We start from the raw sequence: 14,862 nt of genomic DNA, 5'->3' as shown, positions 1-14,862 counted from the left end.
TGCCGTCCGTGCGCGCGCTGTGCAGCGAGCACAACGTGCTGATGATCGCCGACGAGATCCAGTCGGGGCTGGGGCGCACAGGCTACACCTTCGCCTGCGACCGGTGGGGCGTCAGCCCGGACGTGTACCTGCTGGGCAAGGCGCTGGGCGGCGGCGTGGTTCCGCTCTCGGCGGTGGTCGCCGACCGCGACATCCTCGGCGTGCTGCATCCCGGCGAGCACGGGTCGACCTTCGGCGGCAACCCGCTGGCCATGGCCATCGGCACCACGGTGGTCTCTATGCTGGCGCGCGGCGAATTCCAATCCCGCTCGGCCGAACTGGGGCGCCACCTGCATCGGCGGTTGGCCGAGCTGATCGGCCATGGTGTGGTGGCGGTGCGCGGCTTCGGGCTGTGGGCCGGGGTCGATATCGAACCGGCGCTGGCCACCGGCAAGGAGATCAGCCTGCGGTTGGCCGACCGGGGCGTGCTGGTGAAGGACACCCACGGCTCGACGCTGCGGTTCGCCCCGCCACTGGTGATCACCGCGGCGGAGATCGACTGGGCGGTTGAGCAGTTTGCCGCGGTGCTGCGGGAGGCTGCCGCCTGATCCGCTGATCCTGCGCATACGAGGTCGCCCAGCGTAGAACGTGTCCGCTGCACCCCGGTGCTGGTGCTGCCCGGGTGAACTACCGCTGCGCGGCGGCGTTGGCCGCCGCCTGCGCCCGCTTCAGGGTGGCCGCGACATCGCCCCGGCCCAGGAACATTTCGTCGAAATAGTCTTGCAGGGCCACCTCTCCGGCGGGGAAGCCGGGGCCGCCCGGCGCCGGGATCCGCGGGCCGCGCAGCACCGAGAAGAACGGTGTGACGTCGACACCGCGGGCGGCCCAGTAGTCGAAGTAGACCTGCTGCGCCGAAAGCACGGCCGGGATCGCTGCGCCCCGGCGGCCCAGGTACGCGTTGCCCTCCCTGCTGCCCAGCCACGCCAGCACCTCACGCACCGCCCCGGGATGTTTGGACGCCGCGTTGCCCACCGCCGCGATGCCGTTGGTGACGCTGACCCGGCCCGCGGGGCCGATCGGCAGCATCGCGATGCCCCAGCGGAATCGGGCGTCGCGGGCCACGGCGGCGAGGTTGTAGGTGCCGGATTGGAAGAGCGCCATCTTGCCGGCGAGGAACTGGTTGCGGGAGAAGTCGCCGTTGTCGTTGGTGTCGGAGGCCGGCGGCGCGACGTGGTCGGCGTTGATCAGGCCGACCAGGTAGCGGAACGCCGCGATCGCCGCGGGGTTGTCGAACGCGAATTTGTCGCCGCGCTGAAACACCCCGCCGGCCGAGCCGATGTAGTCCAGGTAGATCGCCTGGGGGTCGTTGGCCGCGTTGTATCCCCACTGCCTGATCCGTCCGGAGTCGAATCCCGTAGTCTCCGCGGTTCTTCCGTTAGCGTCGATGGTCAGCCGGGCGAGCAGGGGGCGCAGCGTGTCGTCGCCGGGGCCGGGGCTCCACCGGAGGGTGTCCAGGCGCGCCGGATCGATGCCGGCGGCGGCGAGCAGGTCGGCGTTGTAGTACACCGCGATGCCGGCGTCGGTCAGCTGTGGCACGCCCCAGAGCACACCGCCGCGGGTGAACTGGTCGACCACCGCGGGTTCCCAGTCCGCGGCGGCGTCGGGGCCGAGGGTTTCGCCGATGTTGATCAGCCGGCCGCCGTCGGCGTAGGCGGCGAGGTAGGCGTTGGACAGCCAGAAGATGTCGTCGGCGCTGCCGCCCGCCACGTCGGTGCGCAGGGTGTCGAAGTAGGTCGGGTAGGCGACCATGTTCGCGCGCACCTCGATGCCGGGGTGCGCGCTGTTGAACGCGTCGAAGGACTGCCGGTAGGCCTGCGCGATCGGCTCCGCCCAGAACCGCACCCGCACGACGATCTTGCCGCCGTGCGGTTCGCCGGAGTAGTCCAGCAGTACCGCCGTCGCGGCCAGCAGCACCGCGACGAGCACCAGGGCTGCGGCGGCCAGCGTGGAAAACCGTGGCCGGCTCACTTGAGCCCCGAGACGACGATCGACGCGACGATGTGGCGCTGGAACACCGCGAACAGCGCGACCAGCGGAACGACCGCGACCGTCGTGGCCGCCATCACCAGCGTCCACTGGGAGTTGAACCGCGACTGCAGATCTGCGGTGGCCACGGTGAGCACCCTCCACTTGTGGCCACTGGTGATCACCAGTGGCCACATGAAGTTGTTCCACTGCGAGACGACGGTGATCAGCGTCAGCGCCGCCAGCACCGGCCGGCTGGACGGGATCACCACGTGCACGATCACGTCCAGCGTGTTGGCCCCGTCCAGGCGCGCGGCATTGACCAGGTCGTTGGGGATCATCCGGAAGTGCTCGCGCAGCAGGAAGATCGCGTAGGGGGAGCCGAACATGAAGGGCAGCACCAGCGCCCAGAACGTGTTGCGCAGGCCCAGCTGGGCCATCATCAGATACATCGGCACCACCGTGACGGTGCCCGGCACCATCAGGGTCGCGATGTACACCCAGAACAACGCGTCGCGGCCGGGGAAGTGCAGCCGCGCGAACGCGTAGGCGGCCAGCACAGAGAAGGTGAGCTGCCCCAGCAGGATCACCGCGGCCATCAGCGCGGTCACCGCCGCCGCGCGGCCGAACCCGACCCCGCCCAGGTCTGCGTAGTTGGCCAGAGTGGGCGGGCGCGGCCACTGCAGCGGTGTACCGGTGACGAACTGGTGTGACGAGGTGAACGAGGTCAGTAGGCCGAGCGCGAACGGCGCCAACGTGATGAGCGCACCGCAGGCCAGCGCGAGGTAGATCGCCGCGCCGCTGAGCCGGCTAAGTGAGGTCATAGCTGATCCGGCGCCGGAAGTAGAACTGTTGTACCAAGGTCACCGCGATCAGGATGACGAACAGCACCACCGCCATGACCGATGCCCGCCCGATGGCCGCCGAGCCGAACGCCTCGGCGTAGATGCGGTGGGCCACCAGGTCGGTGCTGCCGGCCGGTCCGCCGCTCGTCAGCGCGTAGACCGTGTCGAAAACCTGTGCGGTGCTGACGATCCCGGTCACCAGCACGAAGAATGTGGTCGGCCGCAGCAAGGGTAGGGTGATGCGCCAAAGCCGCTGCCAGGCGGTGGCGCCGTCGGTGCGTGCGGCGGCGTGGATGTCGTCGGGGATCGCCAGCAGGCCGGCCAGGAATGAAAGCGAGACATATCCGACGTTGGTCCACACGACGACCGCCGACACCAGCGGCAGCGCCAGGGTGGGGTCGGAGAGCCACTCGACGCGGTGCCCCAGCAGGGTGGCGACGGCCCCGTCGGTGGGCGCCAGGATCCAGCGCCACAGCACCGCGATGGCCAGCGGGGCACAGATCCACGGCAGCACGTACAACGTGCGAAACAGCCCGGTGCCCGGTAGCCGGCGCGCCAGCATCGCGGCGGCCGCCAGCCCCAGCACCGTCTGGGCGGGCACCACGATCGCCACGAACACGGCTGTGACGATCAGCGAGCTGCCGAAGCCGGGGTCGGTCAGTACGGAGCGCCAGTTGGCCAGGCCCACGTAGCGCAGAGGTCCCAGCAAATCCCACCGGTACAGGCTGAGCCACACCACCACGAGGATGGGCAGCAGCAGGAACGCGGCCACACCGAACAGGCTGGGTGCCAGCAAGGCATAGCCCAGCGCGGTGGATCGACGGGTCACGTCGGGCATGGGTGTATTAAAGCGGGCGCCGGCGGGTTTTGTCGGCAGCGGTCGTTACGGTGGAGTCGTGAAACCGACCCGGGAGATCGATGCCGACTTCCTGGACCTGCCGCGCCACGAGTTGGCCGACGCCGCGCTGTCGGCGGCGAAGTCGGCCGGGGCCAGTCACGCCGACCTGCGGGTTCACCGCATCAGCACCGAGATCATCGCGCTGCGTGACGGCGAGCTCGAGACCGAGGTGGTCAGCCGCGAGGTCGGCCTGGCGGTGCGGGTGATCGTGGACGGCACCTGGGGTTTCGCCTCGCACACCGAGCTGGCGCCGGCCGTTGCGGCCGAGACCGCGCGCCGCGCGGTGCAGGTGGCGACCGCGCTGGCGGCGCTGAACCGCGAACGCGTCGAGCTGGCGCCCGAACCGGTGTATGCCGAGGCGACCTGGTGCTCGAGTTACCGGATCGACCCGTTCAGGATCCCCGCACCCGAGAAGGTCGCGGTGCTGCAGGAGTACTCCGGGCGGCTGCTCAGCGCCGACGGCGTCGACCATGTGTCAGCCTCTCTGAACGCCGTCAAGGAGCAGACCTTCTACGCCGACACCTTCGGGTCGTCGATCACCCAGCAGCGGGTGCGCGTGATGCCGTCGCTGGACGCGGTGACCGTCGACACCGCGGCGGGCAGCTTCGACTCGATGCGCACGCTGGCGCCGCCGATGGGCCGGGGCTGGGAGGCGCTGGCCGGCGACGATGTATGGAACTGGACCGATGAACTCGCCCAGCTGCCGGGGCTGCTGGCCGAGAAGGTCAAGGCGCCCAGCGTGTCGCCCGGGCCCACCGACCTGGTGATCGACCCGACCAACCTGTGGCTTACCATCCACGAATCCATCGGGCATGCAACCGAATACGACCGCGCCATCGGATACGAGGCCGCCTACGCCGGCACCTCGTTCGCGACGCCGGACAAGCTGGGCACCATGCGCTACGGGTCGCCGGTGATGAACGTGACCGCCGACCGCACCGTCAAACACGGTCTGGCCAGCGTGGGTTACGACGACGAGGGCGTTGCCGCGCAACGCTGGGACCTGGTGCGCGACGGGATATTCGTGGGCTACCAACTGGACCGGGTGTTCGCGCTGAGACTCGGGCGGGGGCAGGGGCAGGTCCGCTCCAACGGGTGTTCGTATGCCGACTCCCCGCACCATGTGCCGATCCAGCGGATGGCCAACGTGTCGCTGCAACCGGCCGTCGAGGACCTCGCCACCGCTGACCTGATCGGGCGCGTCGAGAACGGTATCTACATCGTCGGTGACAAGTCGTGGTCGATCGACATGCAGCGCTACAACTTTCAATTCACCGGCCAGCGGTTCTTCCGGATCCGCGACGGCCGCCTGGACGGGCAGCTGCGGGATGTTGCCTACCAGGCCACCACGACCGACTTCTGGGGTTCCATGGAAGCCGTTGGCGGTGCGTCGACGTGGCGGCTCGGTGGCGCGTTCAACTGCGGCAAGGCCCAGCCCGGACAGATCGCCGCGGTCAGCCACGGTTGCCCGTCGGCACTGTTCCGCGGCGTCAACGTGCTCAACACCCGCACGGAGGGCGGCCGGTGATCGCGCCGGCGACGATGCAGAGCGCAGCGATGCTGAGGAGTGGCGCCGATGATTAGCCCGCAACACGCTGTCAACATCGCGTTGAAGGAGGCGGTTCGGCTCGGGCGCGCCGATGAGACGATGGTGCTGCTCACCGAGCGGGTCGAGGCGACGTTGCGCTGGGCGGGGAATTCGATGACCACGAACGGGGTTTCGGTCAGCCGGCACCTGACCGTGATCTCCGTCGTGCGCACCGGGGAGAGCGCGTGCGTCGGCACGATCACGTCGGCCGAGGTGGACCCGGGGGTGATTTCCGGGCAGGTGGCCGCCTCCCAGGAAGCGGCGCGCTGCGCGCCGGAGGCCGGCGACGTCGCGCCCCTGATCACCGACGGCGGGGCGCCGTTCGACTGGGACGCGCCGGTACCGGGCACCGGCGTCGAGGTGTTCGCCGACCTCGCCGGGTCGCTGAGCCGCGGGTTCGGCGGCGCCGACGTGTTGTACGGGTTCGCCCACCACAGCGTCGCGACGACTTTTCTGGCGTCGTCGACGGGGCTGCGGCGGCGCTACACCCAGCCGACCGGCGCGGTGGAGATCAACGCCAAGCGTGGTGACGCCAGCGCCTGGGCGGGCATCGGCTCGGCCGACTTCGTCGACGTGCCCGTCGCCCTGCTGCTCGAGGAGCTGTCGACCAGGCTCGGATGGGCGCAGCGCCGGGTCGAGCTGTCCGCGGGACGCTACGAGACGATCATGCCCCCCTCAACGGTGGCCGACATGATGGTCTACCTGGCGTGGTCGATGACGGGCCGCGGCGCGCAGGAGGGCCGGACGGCTTTTTCGGCGCCCGGCGGTGGGACCCGGGTGGGGGAGCGGCTCACCGATCTGCCGTTGACGCTGTTCTCCGATCCGATGGCCCCCGGCTTGGCGTGCGCGCCGTTCGTCGCGGCGAGCAACTCCTCGGAGACGGTGTCGGTGTTCGACAACGGCATGGAGATCGGGCAGGTGGAATGGATCCGCGACGGGGTGATCAACGCGCTGGCCTACCCGCGGGCCACGGCCGCGAAGTTCGACGCCGACGTGGCCGTCGCCGCCGACAACCTGGTGATGACCGGCGGGTCGGCCGACCTCGCGGACATGATCGCGGCCACCGAGCGCGGACTGCTGCTGACCACGCTGTGGTACATCCGCGAGGTGGATCCCACTGCGCTGCTGCTCACCGGGCTGACCCGCGACGGGGTGTATCTGATCGAGGACGGTGAGGTGAGCGCGGCGGTCAACAACTTCCGGTTCAACGAGAGCCCGCTGGACCTGCTGCGGCGGGCCACCCAGGCCGGCGTCAGCGAGAAGACCCTGCCGCGGGAGTGGGGGGACTGGGCCACCCGGGCCGCGATGCCCTCGCTGCGGATACCGGACTTCCACATGTCATCGGTGAGCCAGGCGCAGTAGCCGATTGCCCCGCGGTCCGACGCGCTCCAGCGTGTGACCAATGACGGCCCCGGTTGCGCTCGGACACGGCCAGTTGACGCGGTTGGTGGCCCTGGCCCCGCCGTCCCTCGACGACGGCCGCATTGTGGCGCTGGTTCGCCGGGTGTGCGCGCGCACGCTGTCGCTGCCGCCGCTGCCCGCGGAAGTCGAGGTGAGCGAACCCGACTCGGAGGCCGACGCCGTCGTCGCCGAATTCGCCGAGCAGTTCAGCGCCGACGTCTCGGCGATCAACGGCGAGCAACGATCCCGGCTGTTGAAACAGTTGGGGGACCGTGCTTTCGGTGTCGTGGTGGCGATCTACATCGCCGATTTCGCCCCGCGGGTGCGCGCCGGTTTTGAGGCGCTCGGCATGGGCTCGGAGTACCTGGGCTGGGTGAACGACCCGGTAGCATGGGATCACAGCACCGATCCCGCCGATGTGGTGTTCAATGACTTTCTGCCCGCGGTGGCCTGGATGCGCGCGCTGGATCCCGTCACCTCCGAGGTGGTCCGGTTGCGCGGCGCGGCCCAGCACCACTGCCGGCTGTGCAAGTCGTTGCGCGAGAGCACCGCGCTCGCGGCCGGGGGCTCGGAGTCGCTGTATGAGGACATCGAGCGCTTCGCGACGTCGACGCAGCTGGACGCGCGTGCAAAAGCGGCGCTGCGGTACGCGGATGGGTTAATTTGGACGCCTGCGCGCCTCGCCGCCGACGATGTCGCCGAGGTGCGCTCTCGCTTCTCGGAGGTCGAGGCCGTCGAGCTCACCTTCGACACCATGCGCAATGCCAGCAACAAGGTCGCAGTGTCGTTGGGCGCCGACGCGGCGCGGGTCGAGCAGGGTACCGAGCACTATCTTCTCGACGCCGACGGCCGGACCGTGTTCAGCTGATTTCGGCGGTTCGGCTGTACGGGGAACCGCCGCGGTCCTAGGGTTAAGTTCTTGTCGCACTTGCGAGTTGAACCACCCGCGGTGGGTTGAAGCATTCTGCGACGCCTATTGGTTCAAATAATGACAACCATCCGTTCATGCGCCCGAAATCGAGTGTTAGCTCCGCTGCCCGCCGGCGTTTGGTTGCGGCCAGCTAAGATCGTGGCTTGGCACCGATGCCATCGGTGGCGTTGACTGTGCACGGCAGCGCCATCTGTTTGAGACGATGATCGGCCGCCGTGCGACTTCCGGTCGAGGGTCGAACGACTTTGGGCTTTGGCTGTGTTCGACGTGGAATACGCGCTGAAAGCGAGGTCGTTCCCGTGCAGAGAGGTTTTGACATGACAACCACTCGCTCACGCATACGTGCGTTGTCGGTGGGGGCTGCCGGCGCCGGATTCATGGCCCTGATGGTGGGCCAGGGCGTCGCTTCGGCACCGCACGCATGGGCGGGCTGCACATTGAGTGAGCAGGACGAGCAGTACATCAACCTGCTGGCGCAGAACAAGATGATCCACGGCACCGACTTCAACGACTGCCACATAGTCGCCGAAGGCAAGTGGTTCGCCACTCAGGTGCGTACCGCCTCCGATCCGCTGGCGACCGCCAAGTCCCTGGTCAAGATGGTGAACGACGGCACGCCGATGAACGCGGACCAGGCCGAGTACGAGGTTGAGGCGGCGATTTTCACCTACGCCCCCGACATGGTTCCCAAGATCAAGGACGAGTTCGCGCACCAGCCCCCGCCGCTGCAGGCCGCTCAGTAACCCGCTGAGAGGTTCCTTCGCCTGTGGCATCACGGGCAGGCGCGATGCGCGGGGTACGACGTCATCTCTGTGACGAACGAATGGCTTTGCCCACGTGGCGATTCCAGTCCGGCCTCCACCGGAATACCGACAGACTGCATGATTCCACGACACATAGTTCTGAGCTGGCGCCGCACGCCTGATCGGGTGTGAGCTGCATACGCAGGCGGGTTGATGTCGGCGGCATAATCGAAGCGATCGTAGCTAAATCAACTGTGGCAGAACATCTGTCGGCTTTTCGCCGCGGATGGCGTTCAGTCTTTCGGCGGCAGTGTGGAGGTTGGCGAGGATCTGCAGCGGGTCGTCGCAGTGCGCCCCGGTATTGACGGCATTGAGCGACTTTGGTATTGGTGAATCCCTGTTCACGAGCCGGGCCACTGAGTCTGGCAACTCGGGTGGACCTGCCTCGCATCAGCTTTCGGACTGTGCCACTGATATTGGTGCGCGGTGTGCTTCATCCGGTCAGTGCAAGGTCGCCTTCGTCTTCTTCGAGTTGCCAGCTACTGTAGAAGATGGTTCGTTGCACCATGCTGCCGTCGACGATGGAGTCCAGCCAGTGTTCGGCCTCAGCGCGGTCGGTGGTCACCATCAGAATGCTGCTGCTGTTCGGTGTCTGCACACCGTATTGGGTGATCAATCTACCTGTGCTGGGAATGCCCATGATCGACTCCGGTTGTTTCCTATTGGGGGCGTGAATGATTCGTCGTGGTCGTATCTGTCGACGGTAGGCGACTGCCGCCCGTTTGACACAGTTGTCAGGTGGGCGCGGTGGACCAGGGCTTCGGAGTCGATGATCAGCATGCTTTCGCCTTCCGGTCGGATCCAGCCGTGCTGAGTGAACTCGGTGAGGACTTTGTTGACCGCTTCGCGGGAGGCGCCGATCAGTTGGGCGATTTCTTCCTGGGTCAGGTTGTGGGTGACGTGCACCACACCGTTGTCCTGGGCGCCGAACCTTTGGGACAACCGGAGCAGTTCTTTGGCGACTCTGCCCGCGACATCGGTGAAAATCAGGTCGGACAGATCGTCTTCGGTGCGGCGTACGCGCCGAGCCAGCACGCGCAGCAGCCGCCCCGCGATCTCGGGGCGATCGGCGACCCATGCCCAAAAGGTGTTGCGGTGCATCGCGACGGCCTCCACGTCGGTGAGGGCGGTCGCGCTCGCCGAGCGCAGGCCGGGATCGATGATGGAGAGTTCACCAAACATGTCCGAGGGTCCCGCGATCGCGACAAGATGGTGACGACCATCCGATGCACGGCGGCCGAGCTTCACCTTGCCGGAGGTAACAATGTACAACTGATCGCCGCCCTCGCCTTCGCCGAAGATCGCCTGGTGGCGCGCGAAGTGTACGGCCGGGAGCTGCGTAGTCAACGTAGCGATTACGGCAGGATCGACCGCATGGAAGATCCCAGCCGGGGCCAATATCGCGGTCATCGCGCTGCCTGCTGGATCGCGGACGGTACCGAGGGTTGCCGCAGCACGATGGGAGGCAATGCCGTCAGCGGGTCGGTCGGCGTAAACCACCCACGGTGATCAGGGCGGTCATGCCCCAGCCAGCGCAGCTGAAAACTCAGCGTAAACGCACATGCAGATGGCGGCTGGCGCGGGGGCGGTTCGGCGGCGCTTAGAACATTCATAGTAATCCTGCACTTCGGAGCTCACCGGGACGTCCGGCCTGAGTGGCTGCCCGGTGAGGGCAGCGGGTCACCGCAGAAGTAGCCGCGGTCTGGCTGGCATCGCCCACCCCGGCGCGGTTACGCCACATGGTGTGGCGCTGGTGTGGTCTCCACCGCGTGTCGGTTCTCAACAACAGGTACCGGTGGTCAGCTGGTGCAGCGCCTCGGGCACCGAACTCGCCGTGGGCAGGGAGGTGGCGCAGTCGGTGAGCCGAAGCACCCGGTTCACGGTGCGGCTGGGAACTATGGCCCAGGGCACCGCGGTAACTCGGCAGGCGTCATCGAGGGCGATCAACGTCAAGATAGCCCGCGCAGCAAAGAATTTGACGCCGCTCAGGTCGAGGATCAACGGATTGCCGACCAGTATTGGGCGACTTGCGAATTCGCGGACGCGGTCGCTGTCTGCGGCGTCGACTTCGCCGCTGATCGTCACCACCGTGGTCTGGTGGCGGCCGTGTTCCCGCATTCTTACTCGGTCGCCGTTGCCGATCGAGTCGTCGCGACCGGCGCAAAGGGTCTCAGTACTGCGGATGCGGGTTTGATGAATTTTCATGGTGTTTGGTGTGCTCGTTTCGGTCATGCCACGACGGACTGTAGTCCGTTTTCGACTCGGAGCTCCGGTTCAGCGCCACCAGTTACTGGCGTCCCGGTGGCGATGGCGGCGCAGCGTCGAAGCGGTCGACAACCCGTGAGCCGGTGCGGATGTCAGTCGCGACCGCATTGAGCAGTCCGCGCGGGATCGATCGCTTGACGTCGACGTCGACGTCGACGTCCGCGACGGATATAGCACGATTTGCAGACTCAGGATGAGTGAGCAAATGAGCGCGTTGCCCGCGGATTTCCAGGGTGACAAGAATTCAGATCAAGATATGGGCGGTTGGCTTCGCCTTTGCGATGCCACGGCCGATAAGGCGGTGGCATCAGTCCCAGACCGGCTGTGTGCTCAGCGCTCCCTATGTAACACGCTGATCCGAGCCTTGTCAATGCGCCGCGTTGATTCATTCACATGCCCCGCGTAGCCGTCTTCGTTGACTCATCTGATCCTGATTTTTCAGCCGGGTTTGTCATGACCTTGTTTGGTGGTCGGGTTGGTGGTGGCTGCGCTGTTGGATTGGCTGATTGCGATCGAAAGCTTCTGGGCGGTAGCGCAAGCGGCGTTGCGCAGGTGCCGACGCCGGCGGTGACGCACCAGCCGGGCGGCGACGTTGAAAAACGCCGGACGCAGTCGTTTGCCGCGCACTCGGCGGACTGCGCGGGGCAGTGCCAGGGCGCGCAGCCATCACCCGACGTTGTGCACCGGCGCGGCGGCCTGCCGGTACAGCCAGTCACCGAAGAACGGTTGCACGGGGGCGTGGATCATCCCGAAGTCGTTTTTGAGCGCCCGAATGGTGTCTTCGGGGACACCGCCGCGCAGCCGGTGATGGGCCTCGACGTTGGTGATGATCGCGCGCCGCAGCTGCGAGCGATCAAGATCGTCGAAGGCCAGCTGCTCACCGCACCGTTTGGGTCGGCGGCGCACGATCAGCCGCACAACGCCCCACTTCCGCGCTGGGACGCGGCCCTCAATCCATAGCCGGCTGGAAAATCAGAGTCTGAAATGACCTTCCGGGCCTGAACCTCGCATCAATACCGTTCAACGTTGACGCTGCTTCGTCAATTCGATTGGTTGGGTCTCGAGTTCGAACACGGCATGCGCGACGACATCGGACGGCAGGGCGACACGCGCGGCCGCGGTTCCCTGACCGGGGCCGTCGAGTTGTCAATATCCGCGCGGCGCCGAAGCAGGGGCTCATCGATACCAAAGTCGCGGTCTGGTTGGCGCGCTGCCGCAGGAGTCGATTTCGAGGCTTCGTCTGTTCGGCCCGATCCGGGAATCCCAGCGCTCCCGCGCGACGTCTCTCTCGGTGCGGCTTTCCCTGTCTTTCGCGCTGATCATCAGGAGCGTATCGACACGTGACACATCGCCCGGCGCCGCGGCTGTCGTCACACTCGCGAGTGCGTGGTCGGGATCGAGGTGGAATGGGACGACCGGCAACACAATCGTATCGCCGCCATTATCAAGAACTTCGGCCGTGTGGGGCGGATGTCCGCGGCGTGCGTCAAGTTGGACGGTACTTCCGGCGGTGACGAGTTCAGCAGGCGCTGTTGCCCATTCGCTGAGTAGTGTACGCCACACGACTACCTGCGCCGGCGGCTGATGGAACAGCTTCGACGGCGGCCAGCCCGGGGCTGACTGCGTGACACCACGGTGGCGCGGTCCGGTCGGGGTCCGCCGGACGCATGCGCGGGGGCCGCCGTTCCCGACCGGCGCGGCGCATGCTGGCGGATCGGCCGCTATTGGCGCATCATCACGCTATGAGACGCGAAGTGGGCGCCGAGATCGAAGTCGAAATCACCGAGCCCACAACGCTGGAGTTTCAGATTGCGGTGGCTCCGCATCCGGGCACCGAAGTGCGCGAGTCGCTGCACTTCGTCCTGAACGGTCGGCCCGTCGAGCCCTTGGAAGTCAGCGGCGCACATGGCAACCGCATCCACAAGTTTGACGCGGCGGTGGGCGCATTGAGAGTCGACTACGCGGCGACGATCGTGGGTCAGACCGATCCGGCTCCGGTGACCGATTACGACCTTTCGATGTACCTGCGCCCCAGCCGCTACGCCGAAGCCGACAAGTTCTATGGCTTCGCCGCAACAGAGTTCGGCACCTACGGCGATTCGGCGACGCTGTTGGAGAATGTGAGTTCGTGGGTCGGCACCAGGTTGAACTATGTTCCCGGCTCAAGCGATCCGATCGATGGGGCGGTGGATACGTTGCTCGCCGGCGAAGGTGTGTGCCGCGACTTCGCGCATCTGGTGGTGGCGCTGCTGCGTGCGGTCAAGGTCCCGGCCCGCCTTGTGTCGGTGTATGCGCCTGGCGTGTATCCGATGGACTTTCACGCGGTGGCTGAGGCATACGTCAAGGGGCAATGGCGGGTGGTCGATGCGACGCTACTGGCGCCCCGGCAAACCCTGGTCCGCATAGCCACCGGTCGTGACGCCTCCGACACCGCGTTTCTCGATAATCACAAGGGCCAGATCGAGCTCAAGCGACTGGTTGTCAGCGCGGTCGTCGACGGGGACTTGCCTTCGGACTCGATCGACCAACTCGTTTCGATCCGCTGAAAGCGGAGCTCCCAAACCACGGATGCGCCGCCCCGGGTGTCTTTGCCGGTCCGGCTCGGGGCGCTCGTGGTTCACAGGTGCCACGACGGTCGGTCTGTCGCAGCAGATGATCGAACATCGGGGCGGGTGTCTAAGTGGTCATGCCGGTGCCCGGCGCTGCGCGAGGATCCGATGCGCCAGAACGAGATACGCACGCGCGACAAGTGGCCAAGCCATGTCCGGCGCTAATCTTCTGGCTTCGGCCGCCATGGCACCGGCGAGGCGTGGCTCGGTCAGCACCCGGCGCAGGGCATGAGCGAGCGCATCCGGATCGTCGTGCGCGACGACAATGCCGGCCCCGGTAGCGAGTAGCTCGACGGCGTGCGGGAAGGCGGTGGCCACGACTGGGCGGCCGCTCGCGACGGCGTCGACCAGAGCAGTGGAGGTCACCTGATCGGCCGAGTCGTAGGGCACGACGACGACCGCCGCCGACTGGACGAGGGCGGTCAGCATCGGAACGTTGCGGTAATCTGCGTCGAAGCACACCGAGTCCGAGACACCGCTGCGCAGTGCCTGTTCTATCCGGGCATTGCGGTATGCCTCGCCGTCGGCGGCCAGCACCTTCGGATGCGTTGGGCCCGCGACCAGGTACCGTGGCCGGCCGGGAAGATCATTGAGCGAACCCATCGCGTCGATCACGCGCTCAATACCCTTGCCCGGCCCCAGCAAACCCCGGGTCAACACGATGGGTCGGCCGCTCCGCACGCACGGGGCTTTCGTCGGGACGGTTGCGCCGTGGGGGATGGTGGTGACTTTGCGGCGGTCGATGTCGAAGCATCCACGTAGCCGTTGGCCGGCCGCCCCCGACATCACGATCACCTGGTCCACCCGCGAAGCGACGGCCTCGAATGCCGAACGCTGCCGTCGCGTAGGGTCTTTGAGGACGGTATGAGCGATCAAGAGCGATGGCACATGCAGTCGTTCGATGACCCCCACGACTTCGTCTTGTTCCATGCCTCCGTAGCTGTCGTGCTCGTGCTGGATGACGGCGATGTCGCTCCGATTCAGCAATTCGGCGCAGGTTGTCACCGATGCCGCTGAGCCGTCGACCATCTCTCCGATGACCCGAGTGCTCGAAGACCGCGGGCCGTCGGACACCCGCACAACGCTGACGTCGGCGCCATTGGTGTTCAAGCCGTGGGCCAGACCGGCGCTGAACGCCGCCAACCCGGATGGTGTCGGTGGATAGGTACCCAGAATGCAGAAACTCGGCTCGTCGGAAAGCCCCTGCTCTCCAGCGCAATCCGACGGCGATGGAGATCTTAGCGAGGCGGTCAAGGTGATCCCAACTAGAGGTGGTCACCTGCGTTCCCGGCGTGAGCGGTTGCTCATTGCGATCAGTTGCGTAACGCTGACTCAGCCCGGGCTGCCTGGATTTCCAACTTAATCGAGGATACACCCCAAGGCGTCGGTGCGGGCCTGAAGAAACCCCACCAGCTCCTGGCCGTCGGGTACAGTCGGGGCACCGGGACCAACCAGGCCCCCATGATGAAGGGGCCGGCGATGTCCGACAGGTCTCCCCGACAAGCCATGAGCAAGAAG

At 66.7% G+C, this 14,862-nt stretch carries 13 protein-coding genes and 1 pseudogene; 6 read left to right on the top strand and 8 right to left on the bottom strand.

The window, feature by feature from the left end; genetic code table 11:
* On the top strand, window positions 1-587 hold a 587-nt coding region (locus tag ACOJVU_RS12035), incomplete at its 5' end, for an aspartate aminotransferase family protein (RefSeq protein WP_421529982.1).
* 79 nt (window positions 588-666) lie between these two features.
* Here ACOJVU_RS12035 and ACOJVU_RS12030 read toward each other — a convergent pair.
* From ACOJVU_RS12030 to ACOJVU_RS12020, 3 genes are read right to left on the bottom strand one after another with little or no spacing between them, the layout of a single operon-like run.
* Entirely contained in the window at window positions 667-2,007 is a 1,341-nt protein-coding gene (locus tag ACOJVU_RS12030; RefSeq protein WP_421529981.1) for an ABC transporter substrate-binding protein, read from the bottom strand.
* Entirely contained in the window at window positions 2,004-2,828 is an 825-nt protein-coding gene (locus ACOJVU_RS12025) for a carbohydrate ABC transporter permease (protein ID WP_421529980.1), read from the bottom strand. The genes ACOJVU_RS12030 and ACOJVU_RS12025 overlap by 4 nt, the downstream gene beginning before the upstream one ends.
* Window positions 2,815-3,687 (bottom strand): carbohydrate ABC transporter permease, encoded by an 873-nt coding sequence (locus ACOJVU_RS12020; protein ID WP_421529979.1) that lies wholly within the window; start codon window positions 3,685-3,687, stop codon window positions 2,815-2,817. Before ACOJVU_RS12020 ends, ACOJVU_RS12025 begins: the two co-directional genes overlap by 14 nt.
* 58 nt (window positions 3,688-3,745) lie before the next feature.
* Here ACOJVU_RS12020 and ACOJVU_RS12015 point away from each other — a divergent pair, with 58 nt between their 5' ends.
* From ACOJVU_RS12015 to ACOJVU_RS12000, 4 genes are all read left to right on the top strand, one after another.
* Entirely contained in the window at window positions 3,746-5,275 is a 1,530-nt protein-coding gene (locus tag ACOJVU_RS12015; protein ID WP_421529978.1) for a TldD/PmbA family protein, read from the top strand.
* A 48-nt stretch (window positions 5,276-5,323) separates the two neighbouring features.
* Window positions 5,324-6,697, top strand: coding sequence for a metallopeptidase TldD-related protein (locus ACOJVU_RS12010; protein WP_421529977.1), 1,374 nt, complete (start codon window positions 5,324-5,326; stop codon window positions 6,695-6,697).
* A 40-nt stretch (window positions 6,698-6,737) separates the two neighbouring features.
* On the top strand, window positions 6,738-7,604 hold the full coding sequence (locus tag ACOJVU_RS12005; protein ID WP_421529976.1) for a carboxymuconolactone decarboxylase family protein: 867 nt from the start codon (window positions 6,738-6,740) through the stop codon (window positions 7,602-7,604).
* A gap of 380 nt (window positions 7,605-7,984) precedes the next feature.
* On the top strand, window positions 7,985-8,410 hold the full coding sequence (locus ACOJVU_RS12000) for a hypothetical protein (protein WP_421529975.1): 426 nt from the start codon (window positions 7,985-7,987) through the stop codon (window positions 8,408-8,410).
* A gap of 493 nt (window positions 8,411-8,903) precedes the next feature.
* On the opposite strand, the gene ACOJVU_RS11995 is transcribed toward ACOJVU_RS12000, so the two are convergent.
* The 4 genes and pseudogenes from ACOJVU_RS11995 to ACOJVU_RS11980 form a co-directional block, all read right to left on the bottom strand.
* Complete coding sequence (locus ACOJVU_RS11995; RefSeq protein ID WP_421529974.1) at window positions 8,904-9,068, bottom strand: hypothetical protein; 165 nt, start codon at window positions 9,066-9,068, stop codon at window positions 8,904-8,906.
* Between the two features lie 143 nt (window positions 9,069-9,211).
* Window positions 9,212-9,880, bottom strand: a pseudogene (locus ACOJVU_RS11990) (Crp/Fnr family transcriptional regulator); the annotation flags it as partial.
* 369 nt (window positions 9,881-10,249) lie between these two features.
* Window positions 10,250-10,588: an STAS domain-containing protein gene (locus ACOJVU_RS11985; RefSeq protein ID WP_421529973.1), complete on the bottom strand. Its 339-nt coding sequence runs from the start codon at window positions 10,586-10,588 to the stop codon at window positions 10,250-10,252.
* Between the two features lie 813 nt (window positions 10,589-11,401).
* Window positions 11,402-11,653: a hypothetical protein gene (locus ACOJVU_RS11980; RefSeq protein WP_421529972.1), complete on the bottom strand. Its 252-nt coding sequence runs from the start codon at window positions 11,651-11,653 to the stop codon at window positions 11,402-11,404.
* An 824-nt stretch (window positions 11,654-12,477) separates the two neighbouring features.
* Between ACOJVU_RS11980 and ACOJVU_RS11975 the strand changes: the two genes are divergently transcribed.
* On the top strand, window positions 12,478-13,281 hold the full coding sequence (locus ACOJVU_RS11975; protein WP_421529983.1) for a transglutaminase-like domain-containing protein: 804 nt from the start codon (window positions 12,478-12,480) through the stop codon (window positions 13,279-13,281).
* A gap of 138 nt (window positions 13,282-13,419) precedes the next feature.
* On the opposite strand, the gene ACOJVU_RS11970 is transcribed toward ACOJVU_RS11975, so the two are convergent.
* Window positions 13,420-14,598: a glycosyltransferase gene (locus tag ACOJVU_RS11970; protein ID WP_421529971.1), complete on the bottom strand. Its 1,179-nt coding sequence runs from the start codon at window positions 14,596-14,598 to the stop codon at window positions 13,420-13,422.
* Window positions 14,599-14,862: the final 264 nt, after the last annotated feature.

Origin of the sequence: Mycobacterium sp. THU-M104, assembly GCF_049197365.1 — a bacterium.
Classification (GTDB): Bacteria; Actinomycetota; Actinomycetes; order Mycobacteriales; family Mycobacteriaceae; genus Mycobacterium.
The sequence above is the reverse complement of the archived record's forward strand: the minus strand, read 5'-3'. Positions and strand labels throughout refer to the sequence as shown.

Coding starts and splice junctions, on each gene's coding strand:
- ACOJVU_RS12010 (WP_421529977.1), top strand. CDS start 5,324: ATGATTAGCCCGCAACACGCTGTCAACATCGCGTTGAAGGAGGCGGTT.
- ACOJVU_RS11975 (WP_421529983.1), top strand. CDS start 12,478: ATGAGACGCGAAGTGGGCGCCGAGATCGAAGTCGAAATCACCGAGCCC.
- ACOJVU_RS12020 (WP_421529979.1), bottom strand. CDS start 3,687: ATGCCCGACGTGACCCGTCGATCCACCGCGCTGGGCTATGCCTTGCTG.
- ACOJVU_RS11985 (WP_421529973.1), bottom strand. CDS start 10,588: ATGCGGGAACACGGCCGCCACCAGACCACGGTGGTGACGATCAGCGGC.
- ACOJVU_RS12005 (WP_421529976.1), top strand. CDS start 6,738: ATGACGGCCCCGGTTGCGCTCGGACACGGCCAGTTGACGCGGTTGGTG.
- ACOJVU_RS12000 (WP_421529975.1), top strand. CDS start 7,985: ATGACAACCACTCGCTCACGCATACGTGCGTTGTCGGTGGGGGCTGCC.
- ACOJVU_RS12025 (WP_421529980.1), bottom strand. CDS start 2,828: ATGACCTCACTTAGCCGGCTCAGCGGCGCGGCGATCTACCTCGCGCTG.